This window comes from Bacillus sp. ISL-57 (assembly GCF_018613135.1).
GTDB lineage: Bacteria > Bacillota > Bacilli > Bacillales > DSM-1321 > Peribacillus > Peribacillus frigoritolerans.
Window position 1 is genome coordinate 664,981 of sequence record NZ_JAGGQV010000002.1, and the last position, 17,971, is coordinate 682,951.

The following is a 17,971-nucleotide window of genomic DNA, read 5'->3' on the forward strand; positions in this document are numbered from 1 at the left end:
TAGTGCATTGTTGAAGAAAAGCTGTTAGTTGAGATGAGAATAGGAGAGATGAGTAAATGAAAACGAAAACCCTTGTGTCACTGTCCCTATTAATCGGGATTGGGGCTGCCCTGCATTTTATCGTACCTGGATTCTTCCTTGGAATGAAACCGGATATGATGCTGTTAATGATGTTTTTGGCGATAACCCTTTTTCCCGCTAAGAAGAATGTATTCATTGTCGCCTTGGCAGCAGGAGCCATCTCTGCCATGACAACTACATTTCCTGCAGGACAGATCCCAAATATCATAGACAAATTGGCAACAGCCTTTCTGTTTTACCTTTTATTCATCAGTCTAAAGAAGTTTTCAACATCCGTTGTCACCGTCAGTATCTTGACTGCCGTTGGAACATTGATTTCCGGCGCTGTCTTCCTTGGTTCGGCTTATTATATCGTTTCCCTTCCAGGGCCTTTCGTTGCACTTTTCGGAGCTGTTGTGCTTCCTGCCGTATTGTTAAATACAGTTGCGATGGTCATCATATATCCAATTGTGAACGGCATCGTAAGAAAATCAAATATACCCATTAATGCTTAAGCAGCAGGACCATCATACCTAAAAAAGCACCGGAATGTCCGGTGCTTTTTTTCCAATCATATGAATCTGGAATTCTAGTCAGAATCACCCTCCAATGGTCAATGAATCAACATCCACATAAACCAAATGAAAAGCAGTAAAACCCCGGGGAGACCCATAGCGAAGGCTCTAGCCTGGAGCACCCTCCTAGGCGGATAGATGCCAGGATTTTTTGCTTGCCTTAGAAAATACCCCATCCCGCACAGGCATACCAGGCCTAATAAAAAAATGATTTTCATTATTAACCCACCAGTGCCATCCATGTTCCGACAGCTTGTTTTTATTATCTATATGCCGCTCTTCCCTTTATATGAAGCATTATTATTAAAGCTTCAAGTTATTTTTAAATATTATATATTGACTCTCTAAGTTTAAAAAAATATTTTTGTGATATAAAGATAAAATGGTCGATTCTCTTCCATAAGGATGAAAATTATGGTATTTTGATATCAATAGTATTTCTCTCCCTATTTATCATAATTTCCAATTGATGCAGCAGGGATTCAGACCATGGAAAGCGAAAACATATTATAAAATGAGGTGATCCTAATGAAAGCAAAATCATTACTAATTGGCTTTTTGACCGGAACAGTAGTAGCTGGTGCGGCAACCTTACTTTCGACACCAAGTTCAGGTAAAGACCTACGGACCCGCATCAAGACGAATACCGACGAAATTAAGACTACAATTGATGAATTAAAGGTAAAAATGCAGAATATTAGAGATGATACGATGGAAGCTTCACAAATCAGCAAAGAAACGGTGAAAACATTCATTTCGGATGTTCAGGTCGTCATCGAGAACTGGAAGCGGGAAATCGAACCCAATAAGAATGAATTATTGAAGAACGTTCAGGAAATTGAAAATTCATTGAAAGAATTGGAAGCGGCCGCCCCTACTTCTAAAAATTAATAGCTGACACTAGTCACACAAGCTTGATTCTCCATTTTTCCCAATAAATTACATGGTTTATTGGAGAAGAATGGAGAATTCATTAAAAAAACTAAAATTTTCTAAAAATTTTGCAAATATTTATCTTTATTAATTTTTATTTTATTGTCATAATAAATATATAGAATCTTATAAGTAGGTGAGCCCATAATATGCAGAATAAAAATTATTCTATGAAAGAAGCAATGATTTTTAGTCAACGAATTGCACAATTAAGCAAAGCATTATGGAAATCGATTGAAAAAGATTGGCAGCAATGGATCAAGCCCTATGATTTAAACATCAATGAGCACCATATCCTTTGGATTGCCTACCATCTTAATGGCTCTTCCATTTCGGATGTTGCAAAATTTGGGGTCATGCATGTTTCTACCGCATTTAACTTTTCAAAAAAATTAGAGGAACGCGGATACTTAACATTTTCAAAAAAGGAAAATGACAAAAGGAATACGTATATAGAGATCACAGCGGAAGGTGAAAAAATTCTACTTGATTTAATGGAGACCTACGACCCAAGTAAGAACTCCGCTTTCTCGGGTGCACTTCCATTGCGTGAACTTTATGGCAAGTTTCCGGATATGATTGAAATGATGGCCATCATCCGAAATATATACGGTGAAGACTTCATGCAAATCTTTGAACGATCCTTCGATAACATCGATCAGGAGTTTACGGACGTGGAGGGTAAAATCACAAAAAAAAAGATAGAGAAAGAAACTGAGCCAGTTTAATCTCATACTCTATCCATTTCCTTCATGAATGATACATACAAACCTTGTGAGATGCATGCATCAATGCATTCCTTTGTGGTTATTTTTGGATTAACCTTTCTTTCAAATTGATTAAAAAGCGGTCGAAAGTTCATATACCCTTCCGCTTTTTCTATTTCATAGCGTTTGCTCAAGATATCACATGTTTCTAATAACTCTTCCGCTTCCTTCTTCGTGAAATTTTTTTCCACAAAAAGATAGTCCAACTTGGCCTCCGGATTGCGTATAAGGTTTAATAAAAGCCGTTGATGAAAACGGAGTATTTCTATTTCTTCATTTATATTTTTCATACATCACTAATCCCCATTCAATCATTCAATTTAACATAAAAGACTTATAACCAATTTTTGAATTTCACACTCGGTAATCCGCCTGATCCCCATCTCAAAACCTGCCCATTGCATGCTTACTCACCAAAGTGATTTCATCTTAAACATAATCAAAGAATACCATTGCTTTTTCCACCCATTCATCGTAATGTATGTAAGTATATTCAACAGCTTTGGAGGGCTGATTTCGAAATGAATTCGTGGAAAACAATAGACGTGGCAAAACAATATGGGAATTGCCGTCTGCTCTTTTTTTCAGTTTTTACTATATTGATGTCTTTTGTTCTGATCTATACATTATTAAGTGTCTTTTCAACCCATGTTATTTTGTATGGCGATCAAACAATGGTATTTTTTAGCCTATTGCTCTTATTATATCCTGTTCACAAACTATTACACTATTTACCTTTACGATTATTATGTAAAAAAGTAAAAACTTCATGGTCCTTGAAGTGGAACCTTGTGCTAACATGCAGAGTCAATGTGCATGATCCGATTCGAAAGCATCTTTATCTCTTGACCCTTGCGTTGCCTTTCGTCATAATGTCTGTCATATTGATTGGTTGTGCCCTTAGTTTTCCGCATTACATCCATTATTTCACTATTTTATTATCCATGCACACCGGCTTATGCGTATCGGATTTTATTTATATAAAAAACCTTGTTGGTTCCCCAAGGCATTCTTTTATCGAGGAACATCTCGAAGGATACGATATACTTATTCAAAAGTGATTTCTTATTCATTCATAATGATGGCTGCTAAGATTTTTAGGTATCTTTTTTCATTATAATTTGGTATCGTATTTATACATGATGTTTTGCAAGGAGGGATTTTCGGTTTTGATCTCGTTCTGGTTTATTATTTTTGCTATTTTGATCCTTTATAATATTAATAGAATGACAAACTCTTTATGCATTCAAAAGGAAATTGCTGAAGACCGGCAGCCTAAAGTATTCAGGACCATTAATGTATTAATTACTATTATGTTATTATCCTCCTATATTGAAATTTTGTATACGTAGAGATGAGCAACAAATGATGACCATCATTTGTTACATACATTGGTGATACCCGGAGCATTATCCACATAAAGAAAAAGGGCGAAGCAATAGCTTCGCCTTTTGTTTATGAGCTTAGCACCAAGAAGCTCCAATGATGATTAACAGGATGAAAAGAACGACAATTAGAGCAAAGCCTCCACCTATTCCTCCAGACATTGATCTTCCTCCTTTCCATTCTTAAGTAATTGTAATTTCATGCACACTCTTATATCCGCCTAAAGGAATCCATTCCTTTCATGGCTTGAAAATCACTTAAATCTTTTTTTGTTGAGCGGCTACCCTATCCTATTCAACTCCATGGCAAAAGGAGTGGGCTCTTTCCATTAGTAATTTTGCAGCCGATTAGAAACAGGCTGATCCTACAATTATTAATAAAATGAATAACACCACTAACAAAGCGAAGCCTCCGTTAAATCCATTACCCATTATGCTACCCCCTTTTGTTGTCCTCGATTTATCATATGTAATGGATTAATATCCGGGTAGGCGTACACCCATTTTTAAAAAAAATCTTATTCATGCACCAATATATTATTTTTTGTAAAGTAACCAGAATATGTTATAGTTAATTTTGTGGAAATATGAAAAAGTAGCAAACCAGAAACTTATAACTAGGAGTTGTTTTTATGAAGAAGTGGGCATTATCGATTGCTGTTACTGCAGGGCTGATCGGACTTACAGCATGCAACAGCGACAAGGAAGCAGTCGTGGAAACTAAAGCGGGGGATATAACCAAAGAAGAATTTTACAATGTAATGAAAGACCGTTATGGTGAAACCGTTCTTCAAGAACTTGTTTATGAAAAAGTTCTTTCTGAAAAATATACAGTAACGGATAAAGAAGTTAAAGCTAAAACGGACGAACTTAAAGCGCAAATGGGTGAAAATTTCGAAACGGCCCTGGCTTCTTCCGGATATAAGAGCGAAGCTGATCTTAAACGTGCACTTAGAATCGGCATGCTTCAAGAAAAAGCAGCCGTTGCCGATATAAAAGTTAAAGAAGCTGATGTGAAAAAAGCTTATGAAAACTATAAACCACAAATCAAAGCGAGACATATTCTCGTGAAAGACGAAAAAACGGCAAATGAAGTTAAAGCTAAATTGGACAAAGGTGAAGACTTCGCCAAACTGGCCAAAGAATATTCAACGGACACAGGCACAGCTGAAAAAGGCGGGGAGCTAGGCTGGTTCGGACAAGGTGAAATGGTTCCCGCATTTGAAGAGCAAGCTTACAAAATGAAGAAAGATGAAATCAGCAAGCCGATTAAATCCGATTATGGCTACCACATCATCCAACTTCTTGATACTAAAGAAAAAAAGCCATACAAAGATATGAAAAAAGATCTTGAATATGATTTGAAAGTCGCTCAAATTGACCAAACTAAAGTTCAGGACATTCTGAATTCAGAAGTCAAAAAAGCGGACGTGAAGATTAAAGACAAAGATTTAAAAGATGCCATCACTTCTGGTGACGCAGCCCAAGCTGAAAAATAATTGAAAGTAAAAAGCGACAGGACTTTACCTGTCGCTTTTTTTCATCATTCGGGCTATGCTCCCTGATTTATATCCTTTTTACGCCTCTCACGCTCTTCTTCCATGCGGTCAATGTATTTCTGACCTTCCTTTTCAATCCAAGCATCATCTATGAGGCGTTCCTGCCTGGCTGTCCAAATTGACATGACTGCACTGACAATTATTCCGATAAACACGAACCAGATCCAAATTGGCATGTCCATTCCCTCCCAAAAAATCTACTATTCATTTACTAGAGAATATGCACGAACAAAAAAAATATGCTTCTTTCTCCATCGAGAAAGAAGCATATTTCATTAAAATGTCGGTTTATAGAATGAACGATTATCGAGCGCGAAGACTCTTTCCGTAAATTCACCCGGCTTCACTTTTTCCAAGGCGCGATCCATCATATTTATCTTGGCATCCATATTATCAATATAATGCAGCACTTCCGCTTCCCTAACCATTGGCGGCTTGGGACTGCCCCACTCAGCTTTACCATGGTGGCTTAATATCAAGTGCTTGAGAATCATGATTTCTTCCGCTTCAATGCCCAATTCCTCTGCAGCTTTACCGACTTCATTCACCATGATGGTGATATGTCCCAACAAGTTCCCTTCCACTGTATAAACAGTCGAAACAGGTCCAGATAACTCATGCACCTTTCCAAGGTCATGCAGAATGACCCCTGCATACAAAAGATCCTTATTGAGGGAAGGATATAGGGTTGAAATGGCCTTAGCCAGCCCTAGCATCGATACAACGTGATAGGCCAGTCCCGACATATACTCATGATGGTTCTTGGTGGCAGCCGGGAACGTCAGGAATTCATTCTGATATTTTTTAATGAGATGCCTAGTCACTCTTTGGATATTCGGATTCCTCATTTCAAAAATGTATTGAGTGATGGTTTCCATCATTTCTTCCTGACTTAAAGGCGCCGTTTGAATTAAATCAGCTTTCGTGACCCCGTCAGTATCTGAAGTAATTCTAATATTACGGATTTTCAATTGGCTGCGTCCTCGATAATTCTGGACTTCCCCTTGGACCTTCACTGTTGCTTCCGCACTGTATGTTTTCTCATCAGCCTCGGAAACATCCCATAGCTTTGCCTCTATCTCCCCGGTTTTATCGCACAAAATCAATGTCAAAAACGGCTTTCCATTACTTGCCACCGCTTTTGTACTCGTTTTAATGTACATATATATATCTACTACTTCACCAATTCCGTAGTGTATGATCCCATTTCCCATGCGACTGCCTCCGTTCAATTAAATATCAACATTATAACATACCAATCTCGTTAGTGCGTTTAGTTTTCGTTAATAAGTGATAGACATTGGACATGAAAAGCTAATGCTTTGCATTCTCTTATCACTCCACAAGAAAACCAGGCTTGACCCCAAGCCTGGCTCTCCAATCAAATCTATTTCAACAGTTTATGTTCGGACAATACGCGCACTTCTCCTGGCCATCAATTCGGTAATATAAACAGCATGTCACCCGTTTGTAAGGGTTCATTGACTCCGGAACACTTTTTTCCCCAATGAATCGTTTAAAGGGGGAACGCGTTTCAATATTCAGCCATACTTCATCTTCAAGAAGCATTTCAATGTCCTTTTCAACTCGCGTCTTTATATCAGTTTGCTTCAATAACTCACTATACATCCATACCGTATAGCTCCAAATATTTTCCCAGAGTACTAGTTTCGATATTTTAGCAGTTCCGGAAAAGAAGCGAATGGCATCGGCACCAAAGCTTTTCAATATGGAATGGAGGGCAGAAGGGCTTTCCTTTTCCGTGACATTGCTCCACCTGTTGGTTTTCAGCAAAAAATCCGGGAGCCAATGCTCATCTTCCGGATCATCCAACACACCAAAGTCCTGAAGTGTGCCTTCCCAAATAAGCCGATGTTTGCTTAACATGTACAATTGTGCCGTGACAAAAAAAGCATAGCGTCTGAACCACATTGAAATGGCTATCCTTGACGTTTCCGCCCCAGACCGGGCTTGTGCATACTGAATAAGCTCATCAGCATGATTGAAGGTCTTGGAAACTTTGGCTTCATCTCGAAAGGATATCCGGTATCCCTGAAGTTCTTTTTCAATGGATGGTGTAAGGTTATGCATTGGCCAGCGCTTTTATCTGAGTTTGTGCGTAGCGCCCTTTACCAAACGGGACGCACATGGGACTGCCGAAAATTGGATCAAAGGATATTTGACATTCCATGCTGAATACATGCTGTACCAACTCAGGCGTGATGATATCCTCTGGCCGGCCTTGAGCATGTATCGCCCCATTTTTAAGTGCCACCAGATTATCCGCATAACGGCAAGCTAAATTCAAATCATGAAGCACCATCACGATCGTTCGGTTCTCAAGCTCATTCAAGTCGAACAATAAGTCCAAAATCTCGATTTGATGGGTCATATCAAGATATGTAGTCGGTTCATCCAACAAAATGACATCCGTATCCTGAGCAAGCGTCATGGCTATCCATGCCCGTTGCTTCTGCCCTCCCGATAATTCATCGACTGCCTGATCCTTTAAATCGGTCAGATTCGTTGCTTCAATCGCCTTTTGAACTTTTTCTTCATCCACGGAACTCCACTGTTTCAACCAACTTTGATAAGGATATCTTCCTTGTTTAACAAGTTGATAGACGGTAAGCCCTTCAGGAGCAACCGGGGATTGCGGAAGAATCGCCATCTTTCTCGCTACATCCTTCGATGACATGGTTGAGATCGCTTTGCCTTCGAGCAAGACCGAGCCGGATTGAGGTTTTAACAATCGGGCTACAGACCTTAGAAGTGTTGATTTTCCACATCCATTAGCACCGATGAATACGGTGATCTCCCCTTTGGGTATTTCTATATTCATATCATTTATTATTAATTTATCACCATAACCGAGCGATAAAGACTGAGTGTTAATAGCTGGTCGCATTAAAATACTCCCCTTTTAGTCTAATAATACCATTTTAATGAAAATGATTCTCACTGTCAATCTTAAAAAGGAATATAAACCATAACTCCATGTCCCATTCCTCTTAAATGATTCATTAAAGTGAATGCTCCTTTAAAGATATGAAGCTTCCTTTGGAAACATTAATCTAAAAACACCAGCACATTATACTTTCATTCATCACTGCCTGCAGCTTCCGAACGATAGTCCATTCTCCCATCTCCGAATTACTATCGGAATTACCAAACTCCATTTAGCGGAAAATAAAAAAAGCCCTCCATATGGAGAGCCTTTTAACCCACAAGCAGGCGATTTGTACAATGTTTCAAGGACTCAATCCTAATGAAGGAAAATAAATCGTGATCGATAAAAGGAATTAATCCTTCTGCAATATTCCATGCATTGACCTCTATTTGATAAAGGATTTCTGATTTCCCTGTACGGTGCAGCTCCTCACTAAGCACAGCAAGATCGGGGTCTAATGCGTGCCCCATCTCATGTGTGAGAATCACCCATGTATATTCCTCAAGCCTTGCAAGCGAGCCTAGGGAGCGTTCACACTGAATCTCAATATCTCTCTCATATAAAGTGATGCTATGACCTATGGCAGAATATTTTCCCCCAACACATCGTTTACCAGGAAACTCCTTTTCGATGATTAACTCCAAAGAAGAATCATGGCGGCTTACAAACTCATTCCTATTCAATGACTTCACTCTCTTTATCTATAGTTTAAGACCCATTATATTTCGGGGATGATCAAATCATTCATATTTTGGCGCAATACGGGGCTGGATAGACGAATCACTTGATTTTCACTAAAGTGCTCCACTATATATCGGTGGCATGTGAAAAATAAGATTTGCCGCTTTTCCGAAATCTTTTTCAATAACTCAAGCATCCGTTTTGTCCTTTCCGCATCAAAATTGACAAAACTATCATCAATGATGAGAGGGAATGAATCATTTTCAAAAGTATGATCAGCAAGTGCAAGCCTTAAGGAAACATATATTTGCTCAGCTGTCCCGCGGCTGACCTCTTCAACACTGAAACTCAAACCATCACTTCGCTGTACCAAAATCCCTTCTCCCGACTGATCAAGGATGATTTTACGATAGCCTCCATTCGTTAAAAAGGAAAAATGGCGCTCGGCATCAGCGATCACCTTCGGCAGGCGCTCCCTTTTATATCTGTCCAATGTTTTATTCAATAAGCTTTTGGCTATTGCCAATTTCGCCCATTCCTTCGCCTCTTCGTTAAAAGCAGCTTTTTCTTCATGAAAACGATGAAGAAAATCATCATAAATCCCTGAAACTTCAAGCTGTTTTATTTTATGCTTCGCATCCGCCCGCTTCTCTAATAAAAGGGATTTCACCTTTACAGAATCCTTCCGTTTCTGTTCTAAATTCTCAAATGTATAAGTATTGATCCCCTGTTTTAAATAAGATCGGATTTGATCAGGCAGCATTCTGGATTGCCCAATTTGAATGGTAATCAAATCAAGCTGCTTTTGTAAAGTGATTTTCTTTTCGGACAATGCAGCGACATGCCTGAATTCTTCCTCGTCCTTGACCTTAGCTAACTTAAAAAGCATTTCCATTTCTGCATCAAGATAACCATTTTCCATTGTCAGCTGCTCGATTTCGTTCGTCAAACGGCTTCTTTCCTGCCTCCATTGCGTTAACTGAACGGAGAATTCAACCGCTTTATTCAACTCCCGTTTCAGTTGGCCAATCGCTTCCCGCCATGTGGATGGTTCAAAACCAAGGCTTTGTGCAAAATGAAATAAAACCTTTGATTTACCCTCAAATTCTGCCTGGAGAAAATCATGCCTCTTGATTATTTCATATTTCCTATCAACGGCTTCCTTCCATTTCTCAAGAAGTTCAAATACAGATTCAAGATTGATTTCCATTCCAGGATAAGACAGACCCCAACCGTTTAAGATGTTCCTCAATTCTTTATCCAACCGGTCCCTGCTAGCTTCCCAATCGGCATACTCCTGAATCGTTGATTCAAACGCTTCCTCCCTTTCTTCATATTTGAAACTTTCACTTTCAAAGCGCCTTTGGAGACGTTGGTCCAGTTCAAGCAGCCTCCCCATCGACTCTCCTTCACTCCCTTTATTGGTTTCACTCCCAATTGCAGCCCTTTTCCTTTTCATCTCATCCAATTGCCTGATATACCCGGACGATATATCATCACCTTTAAAGAGATACCTGGAAACCGCAAACAGAACAGCTACGGCTAGAAGTATCACCCCCAACAAAATCTGTTCACTGAAATAACTTCCGATTGCACCTAAACATAGTAGCGCTATTAAACTGCCATTCATGATATGTGAACGTTTGTGATTATCCGCTTCCTTCTTCCTCTGTATTCCCAATTGCTTTTCAAGTTCAAGTATTTGTTCATCAAGAATAAGGGATTGTGCTGCTTCAAATTCGATGTTATTCTGCTTGTTGCATAAGGACTCCAGCTCGATTCTTTTTTCACCTGGCAGTAACTGGGCCTTAATCTCCTTCAAGCGGGCTTCTGTCGTTTCCAGACTTCCCTTTTGCAGCTCATATTTCTCATCGAGCTGTTTTTTATCATTTTGGAGCTGATGCTTTTCCCTTTCGGCCCTTTTCACCTTTTCCTTCATGAATGTACTGATATCCAGTTTTCTTATTTCCTCATCAGAAACATCCAAGAATAATTCCTGCTTCACCTTTTCGATATTCTTTTCTTCCAACAGTCTTTCGTGTTCCGCTTTCCTAATATCCAGCTCGAGCTTCTCCAACAATGTTCCTTGATCGATTGCATGTTCAATTTGCTCTTTATGCTCCTTGATGAATGGATTGATTTCGATTTCCGTGAGTTTCCCCTCAAGTTTGTTCATTTTCTCAGTCAATGCAGCAAGTTGGGCTTTCATGGGGATTCCAACTGCCTGTAGCTGTTCAAGTCTTTTTAAGCCATCAACAGGAAAATTCACATCCGGAATTTTACTTATTTCAGCCTCTAGTTCCCCCTGTTCTTCAACCAAGGGTTTAATCCGCAAAAAGGCACTTACGTTAACAAGATTTTCTTCAATCTCTTGAATATCCACCGTGACTCTGGAGAGCTCCTCCTTAAGTTTTGCTTCTTCCTGAAGTAATGCCGTATATGACTGCTGTTCTTCTTCAGATGCTTTCACCTTTTTCTGCAATTCCATAAGTTCTTTCATTTTCACATTCAGTATGGGTTTTTGGCCTGATGGTTTAAACCTTGAATCGAGCTCTTTTTGCAATTTCGTTTCGGCTTCTAGAAGTTTATCATTCCCGATCAGCCCGGCTGAAAGCAGATATTTACTCATCGTGCCTTCACTTAGTGTATGTAATCCCTGTAGACCTTGAAGGTCGAAAGAAAAAATGGCTTGGTAATAGTTTTTATCAACGCCATGAAGAATCTCATTCAATTCTTCTTCGCCGCCGACCCTTCCATCCTCGAAGGTCAATTTCACATCACCAGTAGCTTTTCCCTTCACACGTTCAATAACGATTTCCCCGTCTTTTTTTGTTATGAGGCTGAGCCTTCCTCCATATTTGGCATGCATTTTGGGCTCGTAACGCGGTTCGATTTGAACCTTTGTCGGAAAACCAAACAGCATACTATGAATGAAAGACATGAGGGTTGACTTACCCGATTCATTTTCCCCAAAGAAAATCTGCAGCTGTCCCAATTCAGGAAAGCGCCGATTTTCCAGTTTGCCGTAACCATAAACATGGAGGTCTTTAATAATCAAATCCGTTGCTCCTCCCTACACTCATTTATTCGCTTCAAAAACGTGCAAAAGCCATCTTTCCGCATCATCCAACAGTTCCCTATGCTCTTCCGGCTCTATTGAATCAAGAAACCTTCTTGCTCCCGGATGAATGTATAGCGGGGCAAGTGCAGCCTCCGTATCATCAAATTCAGAAGCAAGCCTGGATACCTCATCCAGAAATGGCGATATACTTTCATTTGACCTATTCATAGGAATGGACTGGATGAGTTTGATTTTATACACCCAGACAAATGATTCCCCTTGGTCCTCTTCCTGCAAAATCCGGGTCAATTCTTCAAGATATTCCCCGGAAGCTCCTGCTGCATCACCTGCATCCAGCTTCAACTCCAAAAGAAAGCTTCTCCCATCGAAACCCTTCCGTTCAATTACTTCCTTGCATTGCTTGAGCAGGGCATCAAATCCACCTTCTTCGGATCGTTCAATTGTTTCGCTTTCCCATATCACCTCAGAGGTTTCAATAAAAGAATGGCGCTTCATGTCCCCATCGAATTCTATAAGCATGCACCCTTTAACGCCTGACTCTTTTCTGTTCCTGCCTTGAATATTTCCTGGATATATCACAAGCGGGACTTCCGAAACAACCTGATGTTTATGAATATGGCCTAATGCCCAGTAATCGAAATCTTTGGCAGCAAGTTCCTTCAATGAAAAAGGGGCGTACGGGCTATGTTCGGAGTTGCCTTCCAAGTTCCCATGAAGCAAACCTATATGATAATCGGCCCCTTCAGCTTTTATGTAGGTTTCGATCATCCTCTCCCTTACCTGACGGCGCGGATAACTGAATCCATAAAGATGGACAGTCGTCCCATCGATTTTTTCAAACCGTTTCACTTCGGTTTGCCCTGAAAATACGTGGACATTATCCGGCAGCCCCACAGTAATCCATGAGCCGCTTAGGTGATCATGGTTACCATGAATGATATAGGCAGGGATTTGATGCTGCTGGAGCTTTTCCATTTCGGTCCGAAAGCGGACCTGTGTCCGGAGACTCCGATTTTCCCCATCAAATAGATCCCCCGATAACACGATAAAGTCAACCTGACGGGAAATTGCTTCATTAATGATTGTTTGAAAAGCTTTAAACGGACTTTCCCTTAATTCCTTTAATATAGCTGACGGCATGTCCTTCAACCCTGAAAAGGGACTATCCAGATGGAGATCCGCCGCATGAATGAACTTCACACCGCTCAAAAGTGTCACCTCGATTTCTTTCAACATTTCAATTCAATTTTAACATGAACAGAACATACTTTCCCATACATTATTATTTTATTACGTCACCATGCAGTATGGGCAAATTCAACAGGAAAAAGACCGAATGGCGAACATTGTTTCATTCACGGCATTCGGTCTTTTTCATCAATTAAAGATATCCATACTTAAATAGCGTTCACCATTATCCGGTGCAATGCATAATACTCGTTTTCCACTTCCAAGACGCCGGGCTTCCTGCAGGGCAGTCCAGACAGAGGCACCTCCTGAAGGCCCAATCAATATCCCTTCCTTCGAAGCCATATCCTTCATGGTGGAAATCGCATCTTCATCAGCCGCTTGAACGATTTCATCAAATACCTCTGTATTTAAGATGCTAGGGATGAAACCAGGGCTCGTACCCACTAACTTGTGGGGACCAGGCTTTCCGCCGGAAAGGACTGGGGAACCCTTAGGCTCGACAACGACAACCCTTAAATCCGGCAGATGTTCTTTTAAGGCTTCACCTGTACCCGTTATCGTTCCTCCAGTTCCAGCAGTAGCGACAAAAACATCCAGGTCTCCATCCATCTGATCCAGAATCTCGACTGCTGTCGTCACTCTGTGAATATCAGGATTGGCTTGGTTTTCGAATTGCTGCGGAATAAAGCTATTAGGAATCTCTGCTGCGAGCTCCTCGGCTTTACGAATGGCTCCCGGCATCCGCTCTGATGCAGGGGTGAGGACAACTTCCGCTCCGTATGCCTTTAAGATATTGATTCTTTCTTTCGACATATTATCCGGCATGACCATAATCGCCCGATACCCCTTAGCCGCGGCATTCATGGCAAGCCCAATACCTGTATTCCCTGATGTTGGTTCTATGATCGTAGCCCCGGCTTGAATGATACCATCCAATTCTGCCTGCCTAATTAAGTTGAAGGCAGCCCGATCTTTTACACTGCGGCTCGGATTGAAATACTCAAGTTTCACGAATACCTCAGCATCACCCTCCGCTGTTAAATGATTAATCCTAACAACAGGTGTATCTCCTATCAATTCAGTGATATTATTAACGATTTTTACCGTCATTCAAAAAAACCCCCTTCGATCCATACACTTCCAACATGCACTTTTACTCAAGTTTATTATATCATTTATGATTTTTCATTTTAAAGAGAGAATTCCTCTAGTATAAATAGGTTTTGTTTTCATTCTTTCCAATCTTAAAGGAAAAAAACGATGAAGTTAGTTCGATATAGTTACTTTTTCAAGATATTCAGCTATATATCAATATTCCTTGTCTTAATAGATTCACTCACATAACAATAGTCAAAATTGACAGATAATGATAAAATTTTTATAACAGTTGATAACATTTTTGATAAGGGAGTTTTTTAAAATGAGCAGAATATACAAATTAACCGTTTTTGAACCGTCAGGGGAAAAACTATTGGATGAATCATTTACAGCCGAGAACGATGAACAAGCAAAAGAATTGGGACAAAATCTATTGAAGGAAAAAAACTATCAAGATCAAACTCATCGCTGTACATCGCCTTCAGGCGCTTTATTGCTTTTTCATCGCTGATTGAAAATGGAAGCGCAATCACTAAAAAATATGATCAAGTTTCCCGCTTCTAATCTATATAGAAAGGCCGTCACAATGATGTGACGGCCTACAATTTTTAATGTCTTGTACAATTTGGCCGTTGATTTCCGCTACAGGCACTCGCTTTCCGCGGGCGGTCCGGAGAGCCTCCTCGGCTAGCGCCTGCGGGAGTCTCGCACCTTACGCTCCAATCAACTTTGTTATAAACCTTACCTGAGGAATTGAAGGTGTTGCTATGGGTCAGTTGATTCGGGAACGTCATTTGATGACATATACGTTTTCCGAACCCCTACAACTGTGACCGCCACTAAAAAACGATGACCGTTTCATTCATTTTCCAATGAAGTTCGGTTTCCTTTTTTCCACGAACGCTTTTATTCCCTCTTGGTGGTCCGCTGTTTGGCGCATTTTCATCTGAGCAGCTTTTTCAATCTCAAGCATCTTTATTAATAGTGGGCGATTTTTTTCACTAAGGATCTTTTTCGTTTTAATCATGGCCTGCACCGGACTTTGCAGCCAAGATTGCACTTTTTTCTCTACCGCATGTTCCAAGGTTCCGTCTGCCACTTCATGAATGAGGCCCTTTTCTTTTGCTTCCAGCGCTGTAAGCACTTTACCTTCCCAAATCAATTCTTTCGCACCCACTTCACCAAGACGGCGTTCAAGGAAGAAGTGTCCGCCGCCATCAGGGATTAATCCAATCCCGATGAAATTCATCGCAACCTTACTTTCCGAATCGGCAATAAGATGATCCGTTGCAAGAGCTATACTCAACCCTAGCCCTGCAGCTGCACCATGAATGGCACTGATGGTCAATTTTGGCATGAAGTATAGGGTGGTCACCAATTCACTGATTCCATCCATCAGCTCATCGAAAGCGTTTTCTTTTCCAGGCGAGAGCATCATCTTAATGTCACCACCAGCGGAAAACGCTTTCCCATTCCCTTTTAAAATGACGACGTCCACTTCATCCTTCTCGCTTACTTCCTTCAGGGCATTAATGAAATCATGCAGCATTTTCGGATTTAGAGAATTCATTGCCTCTGGACGGTTCATTGCAACAATGGCTGTCCTGTCCGAATATGTGACTAAAACCGTGCCTGCAGGTGATGTCGATTCAATACTCAATTTATTTCCTCCTCTTTCGTTCTATGAATCTATTATATATTCATCAATCGTTTTCAGAATAGGGTGAAAAGTTATAATTAAACAAATAATGCCGTTATTTATTGATATATTTATCCTGAAGCTGATCACGCAATGCCCTTTTCAAAAACTTCCCAACGCCGGTTTTCGGGATTTCATCCAAAAAGACCACTTCATCCGGCAGCCACCATTTTGCAAACTGCGGTTTTAAAAATTCGATGATGTCTTCCTCGGACACTTGCCCCTTGTAAGCCTCCTTCAAGACAACACAAGCGATCGGCCGTTCCTGCCACTTTTCGTGAGGCACCGCAATTACCGCCGCCTCAAAGATTCCTTCATGGGCCATTAAGGCATTCTCTATATCCACGGATGAAATCCATTCACCGCCGCTTTTAATCAAATCTTTTGTCCGGTCGACGATTTTCACGAATCCTTCTTCATCAATCGTGACAACATCCCCCGTATAAAGCCAGCCATCTTTAAACGTATCCCCTGACCGCTCATCCTTAAAATACTCATTGGCAATCCAAGGACCCCTAATCAGCAATTCTCCCATTTCCTTTCCATCAGGCTTCACTTCGCCATCCTTACCGATCACTTTAATTTCTATCATTGGCGAAACAAGGCCCTGCTTGGCCTTCAACTCATAAAGTTCTTCTTCAGGGAGGTCTACCTGATAGCTTTTTGGTTTCGATATAAATACGAGCGGGCTTGTTTCAGTCATTCCATATGCATGCAGGAATGGTATCCCATACTTTTGTTCAAAAGTTTTAATCATGCTTTTCGGAGCAGCCGACCCTCCGCATAAAACAGCACGAATGCTGCTCGTATCATGGCTGCCTTCTTCCAGCTCCTTCAATAAGCCCAGCCATATCGTCGGTACCCCCGCTGCGATAGTAACCTTCTCCGTCTCTATAAGCTCCGCCAAAATCTTTGGGGTGAAATAGGGTCCTGGCAAAACCATCTTCGTTCCAAACCAAACACTGGCAAAAGGCATGCCCCATGCATTCACATGAAACATCGGTACGACAGGAAGGGCCACATCACGTTCGCTTATTGCAGTAGAATCGGCAAGCCCCAGTGCAATCGCATGCAGTAAAATGCCGCGATGCGAATAAACCACACCTTTGGGGTTCCCGGTCGTGGCGGACGTATAACATATGCCGGCAGGTGCATTTTCATCCAAGGTTTGGATGAATGGCTGTTTCGGATTTCCTTCGGCTAATAATTTTTCATAATGATAAATAGGTGAAAGGGTCGTTTCAGGCAGCTCATCTTTATCCGTCATAATGATATACCCTTCCACTGTCGTTAACTCATCTTTAATTGCTTCCAAAAGGGGGATGACATCCGGATCTATCAATAATAATCGATCCTCCGCACTATTGACGATATAAGAAACATGTTGAGGGGACAAACGCATATTGATTGTATGTAAGACAGCACCATGACAAGGAATCGCAAAATAAGCTTCTAAATGCCGGTGATGGTTCCAGGCAAGCGTTCCAATACGGTCACCTGTTTGAATACCGAATTTTTCAAAATTACTGGTCAGCCTTCTTGTACGCTCAGCAATCTCAGCATATGTAAATGTGTGAATGCCACCATCCGTACGCGAAACTACCTCTTTCTTCGGAAAATATTTTTCTGCTCTCTCAATGATTTGAGTCATGATCAATGGAGTATCCATCATTACAAACTCCCCCTTATATTAAAAGCATGCTCATTATATATTCGACCAGAAAAAAAATAATCCTTTTTCCCTAGGTACCTTTTATGATTATTTAGGATCTGACTTTATTTTGATGATATTTTCAAATCAAATTGACTGCAAAAAACGGATTCTGAAAGGGAGCGGATTTCTGAATCAACTGAAATGTAATTCAAGAAAAAACGTAGGCTGGACTCATCACGAAAAAATTTCGGATGAGGTTATTCTCCATGTATTTTCTGTAATCCTTATTGGATGGATTAAATTTTCCACACGCCTGCCGAATAACTAGCTAGCCGAG

21 protein-coding genes are annotated in these 17,971 nt (G+C 40.6%); 7 read left to right on the forward strand and 14 right to left on the reverse strand.

Annotated features, from left to right (window positions below; all coding sequences use genetic code 11):
• Nucleotides 1–56 precede the first annotated feature (56 nt).
• The gene (locus J7I90_RS06495) at nucleotides 57–575 is read left to right on the forward strand and encodes a tryptophan transporter (protein ID WP_034314684.1); all 519 of its coding nucleotides are present in this window, start codon (nucleotides 57–59) and stop codon (nucleotides 573–575) included.
• Nucleotides 576–673: 98 nt separating this feature from the next.
• On the opposite strand, the gene yhzF is transcribed toward J7I90_RS06495, so the two are convergent.
• Nucleotides 674–877, reverse strand: a complete 204-nt coding sequence (gene yhzF / locus J7I90_RS28245; RefSeq protein ID WP_483861560.1) for a membrane protein YhzF — start codon at nucleotides 875–877, stop codon at nucleotides 674–676.
• A 286-nt stretch (nucleotides 878–1,163) separates the two neighbouring features.
• On the opposite strand from yhzF, the gene J7I90_RS06500 reads away from it, so the two are divergent.
• Both J7I90_RS06500 and J7I90_RS06505 read left to right on the forward strand, forming a co-directional pair.
• Nucleotides 1,164–1,526: a YtxH domain-containing protein gene (locus J7I90_RS06500; RefSeq protein WP_214769438.1), complete on the forward strand. Its 363-nt coding sequence runs from the start codon at nucleotides 1,164–1,166 to the stop codon at nucleotides 1,524–1,526.
• Between the two features lie 191 nt (nucleotides 1,527–1,717).
• Nucleotides 1,718–2,296 (forward strand): HTH-type transcriptional regulator Hpr, encoded by a 579-nt coding sequence (locus tag J7I90_RS06505; RefSeq protein WP_034314691.1) that lies wholly within the window; start codon nucleotides 1,718–1,720, stop codon nucleotides 2,294–2,296.
• Nucleotides 2,297–2,298: 2 nt separating this feature from the next.
• Here the strand turns inward: J7I90_RS06505 and J7I90_RS06510 are convergent, their stop codons facing one another.
• Entirely contained in the window at nucleotides 2,299–2,625 is a 327-nt protein-coding gene (locus J7I90_RS06510) for a DUF1878 family protein (protein ID WP_214769441.1), read from the reverse strand.
• Nucleotides 2,626–3,009: 384 nt separating this feature from the next.
• Here J7I90_RS06510 and J7I90_RS28075 point away from each other — a divergent pair, with 384 nt between their 5' ends.
• Together J7I90_RS28075 and J7I90_RS27250 are read left to right on the forward strand one after the other, a co-directional pair.
• Nucleotides 3,010–3,396, forward strand: coding sequence for a DUF3267 domain-containing protein (locus tag J7I90_RS28075; RefSeq protein WP_396020061.1), 387 nt, complete (start codon nucleotides 3,010–3,012; stop codon nucleotides 3,394–3,396).
• Nucleotides 3,397–3,477: 81 nt separating this feature from the next.
• Nucleotides 3,478–3,687 (forward strand): hypothetical protein, encoded by a 210-nt coding sequence (locus tag J7I90_RS27250; protein WP_311315254.1) that lies wholly within the window; start codon nucleotides 3,478–3,480, stop codon nucleotides 3,685–3,687.
• A 111-nt stretch (nucleotides 3,688–3,798) separates the two neighbouring features.
• On the opposite strand, the gene J7I90_RS06520 is transcribed toward J7I90_RS27250, so the two are convergent.
• Both J7I90_RS06520 and J7I90_RS06525 read right to left on the reverse strand, forming a co-directional pair.
• Nucleotides 3,799–3,882, reverse strand: a complete 84-nt coding sequence (locus J7I90_RS06520; protein WP_076367288.1) for a YjcZ family sporulation protein — start codon at nucleotides 3,880–3,882, stop codon at nucleotides 3,799–3,801.
• A 186-nt stretch (nucleotides 3,883–4,068) separates the two neighbouring features.
• Nucleotides 4,069–4,152, reverse strand: a complete 84-nt coding sequence (locus J7I90_RS06525; RefSeq protein WP_141242671.1) for a YjcZ family sporulation protein — start codon at nucleotides 4,150–4,152, stop codon at nucleotides 4,069–4,071.
• A gap of 200 nt (nucleotides 4,153–4,352) precedes the next feature.
• Between J7I90_RS06525 and J7I90_RS06530 the strand changes: the two genes are divergently transcribed.
• Complete coding sequence (locus J7I90_RS06530) at nucleotides 4,353–5,219, forward strand: peptidylprolyl isomerase (protein ID WP_214769447.1); 867 nt, start codon at nucleotides 4,353–4,355, stop codon at nucleotides 5,217–5,219.
• Between the two features lie 53 nt (nucleotides 5,220–5,272).
• Here the strand turns inward: J7I90_RS06530 and J7I90_RS06535 are convergent, their stop codons facing one another.
• The 8 genes from J7I90_RS06535 to cysK all read right to left on the reverse strand — a co-directional run bounded on the left by J7I90_RS06535 (nucleotide 5,273) and on the right by cysK (nucleotide 14,293).
• The gene (locus J7I90_RS06535; RefSeq protein WP_373567449.1) at nucleotides 5,273–5,455 is read right to left on the reverse strand and encodes a sporulation YhaL family protein; all 183 of its coding nucleotides are present in this window, start codon (nucleotides 5,453–5,455) and stop codon (nucleotides 5,273–5,275) included.
• A gap of 99 nt (nucleotides 5,456–5,554) precedes the next feature.
• The gene (gene yhaM, locus J7I90_RS06540) at nucleotides 5,555–6,493 is read right to left on the reverse strand and encodes a 3'-5' exoribonuclease YhaM (RefSeq protein ID WP_048677961.1); all 939 of its coding nucleotides are present in this window, start codon (nucleotides 6,491–6,493) and stop codon (nucleotides 5,555–5,557) included.
• Nucleotides 6,494–6,671: 178 nt separating this feature from the next.
• A complete protein-coding gene (locus J7I90_RS06545; protein WP_214769465.1) occupies nucleotides 6,672–7,370 on the reverse strand; it encodes a (2Fe-2S)-binding protein in 699 nt (232 codons plus the stop codon).
• The gene (locus tag J7I90_RS06550) at nucleotides 7,363–8,187 is read right to left on the reverse strand and encodes an ABC transporter ATP-binding protein (protein WP_214769469.1); all 825 of its coding nucleotides are present in this window, start codon (nucleotides 8,185–8,187) and stop codon (nucleotides 7,363–7,365) included. Before J7I90_RS06550 ends, J7I90_RS06545 begins: the two co-directional genes overlap by 8 nt.
• Before the next feature lie 311 nt (nucleotides 8,188–8,498).
• Nucleotides 8,499–8,912, reverse strand: coding sequence for a hypothetical protein (locus J7I90_RS06555; protein WP_214769472.1), 414 nt, complete (start codon nucleotides 8,910–8,912; stop codon nucleotides 8,499–8,501).
• 35 nt (nucleotides 8,913–8,947) lie between these two features.
• Nucleotides 8,948–11,968: an ATP-binding protein gene (locus tag J7I90_RS06560; protein ID WP_214769476.1), complete on the reverse strand. Its 3,021-nt coding sequence runs from the start codon at nucleotides 11,966–11,968 to the stop codon at nucleotides 8,948–8,950.
• 21 nt (nucleotides 11,969–11,989) lie between these two features.
• Nucleotides 11,990–13,228, reverse strand: coding sequence for a metallophosphoesterase family protein (locus J7I90_RS06565; RefSeq protein WP_214769478.1), 1,239 nt, complete (start codon nucleotides 13,226–13,228; stop codon nucleotides 11,990–11,992).
• Between the two features lie 141 nt (nucleotides 13,229–13,369).
• Nucleotides 13,370–14,293, reverse strand: a complete 924-nt coding sequence (cysK, locus tag J7I90_RS06570; protein WP_214769481.1) for a cysteine synthase A — start codon at nucleotides 14,291–14,293, stop codon at nucleotides 13,370–13,372.
• Between the two features lie 310 nt (nucleotides 14,294–14,603).
• Here cysK and J7I90_RS06575 point away from each other — a divergent pair, with 310 nt between their 5' ends.
• The gene (locus J7I90_RS06575) at nucleotides 14,604–14,792 is read left to right on the forward strand and encodes a YhzD family protein (protein ID WP_048677954.1); all 189 of its coding nucleotides are present in this window, start codon (nucleotides 14,604–14,606) and stop codon (nucleotides 14,790–14,792) included.
• 351 nt (nucleotides 14,793–15,143) lie between these two features.
• On the opposite strand, the gene J7I90_RS06580 is transcribed toward J7I90_RS06575, so the two are convergent.
• Both J7I90_RS06580 and J7I90_RS06585 read right to left on the reverse strand, forming a co-directional pair.
• Nucleotides 15,144–15,941: an enoyl-CoA hydratase gene (locus J7I90_RS06580; protein WP_214769485.1), complete on the reverse strand. Its 798-nt coding sequence runs from the start codon at nucleotides 15,939–15,941 to the stop codon at nucleotides 15,144–15,146.
• Between the two features lie 94 nt (nucleotides 15,942–16,035).
• Nucleotides 16,036–17,652, reverse strand: coding sequence for a long-chain fatty acid--CoA ligase (locus J7I90_RS06585; protein ID WP_214769487.1), 1,617 nt, complete (start codon nucleotides 17,650–17,652; stop codon nucleotides 16,036–16,038).
• Nucleotides 17,653–17,971: the final 319 nt, after the last annotated feature.

What these genes read in the sequence shown, in the direction of transcription:
- J7I90_RS06495 (WP_034314684.1), top strand. Translation starts at nt 57, where the DNA reads ATGAAAACGAAAACCCTTGTGTCACTGTCCCTATTAATCGGGATTGGG.
- yhzF (WP_483861560.1), bottom strand. Translation starts at nt 877, where the DNA reads ATGGATGGCACTGGTGGGTTAATAATGAAAATCATTTTTTTATTAGGC.
- J7I90_RS06500 (WP_214769438.1), top strand. Translation starts at nt 1,164, where the DNA reads ATGAAAGCAAAATCATTACTAATTGGCTTTTTGACCGGAACAGTAGTA.
- J7I90_RS06505 (WP_034314691.1), top strand. Translation starts at nt 1,718, where the DNA reads ATGCAGAATAAAAATTATTCTATGAAAGAAGCAATGATTTTTAGTCAA.
- J7I90_RS06510 (WP_214769441.1), bottom strand. Translation starts at nt 2,625, where the DNA reads ATGAAAAATATAAATGAAGAAATAGAAATACTCCGTTTTCATCAACGG.
- J7I90_RS28075 (WP_396020061.1), top strand. Translation starts at nt 3,010, where the DNA reads ATGGTATTTTTTAGCCTATTGCTCTTATTATATCCTGTTCACAAACTA.
- J7I90_RS27250 (WP_311315254.1), top strand. Translation starts at nt 3,478, where the DNA reads ATGTTTTGCAAGGAGGGATTTTCGGTTTTGATCTCGTTCTGGTTTATT.
- J7I90_RS06520 (WP_076367288.1), bottom strand. Translation starts at nt 3,882, where the DNA reads ATGTCTGGAGGAATAGGTGGAGGCTTTGCTCTAATTGTCGTTCTTTTC.
- J7I90_RS06525 (WP_141242671.1), bottom strand. Translation starts at nt 4,152, where the DNA reads ATGGGTAATGGATTTAACGGAGGCTTCGCTTTGTTAGTGGTGTTATTC.
- J7I90_RS06530 (WP_214769447.1), top strand. Translation starts at nt 4,353, where the DNA reads ATGAAGAAGTGGGCATTATCGATTGCTGTTACTGCAGGGCTGATCGGA.
- J7I90_RS06535 (WP_373567449.1), bottom strand. Translation starts at nt 5,455, where the DNA reads ATGCCAATTTGGATCTGGTTCGTGTTTATCGGAATAATTGTCAGTGCA.
- yhaM (WP_048677961.1), bottom strand. Translation starts at nt 6,493, where the DNA reads ATGGGAAATGGGATCATACACTACGGAATTGGTGAAGTAGTAGATATA.
- J7I90_RS06545 (WP_214769465.1), bottom strand. Translation starts at nt 7,370, where the DNA reads ATGCATAACCTTACACCATCCATTGAAAAAGAACTTCAGGGATACCGG.
- J7I90_RS06550 (WP_214769469.1), bottom strand. Translation starts at nt 8,187, where the DNA reads ATGCGACCAGCTATTAACACTCAGTCTTTATCGCTCGGTTATGGTGAT.
- J7I90_RS06565 (WP_214769478.1), bottom strand. Translation starts at nt 13,228, where the DNA reads ATGTTGAAAGAAATCGAGGTGACACTTTTGAGCGGTGTGAAGTTCATT.
- cysK (WP_214769481.1), bottom strand. Translation starts at nt 14,293, where the DNA reads ATGACGGTAAAAATCGTTAATAATATCACTGAATTGATAGGAGATACA.
- J7I90_RS06575 (WP_048677954.1), top strand. Translation starts at nt 14,604, where the DNA reads ATGAGCAGAATATACAAATTAACCGTTTTTGAACCGTCAGGGGAAAAA.
- J7I90_RS06585 (WP_214769487.1), bottom strand. Translation starts at nt 17,652, where the DNA reads ATGATGGATACTCCATTGATCATGACTCAAATCATTGAGAGAGCAGAA.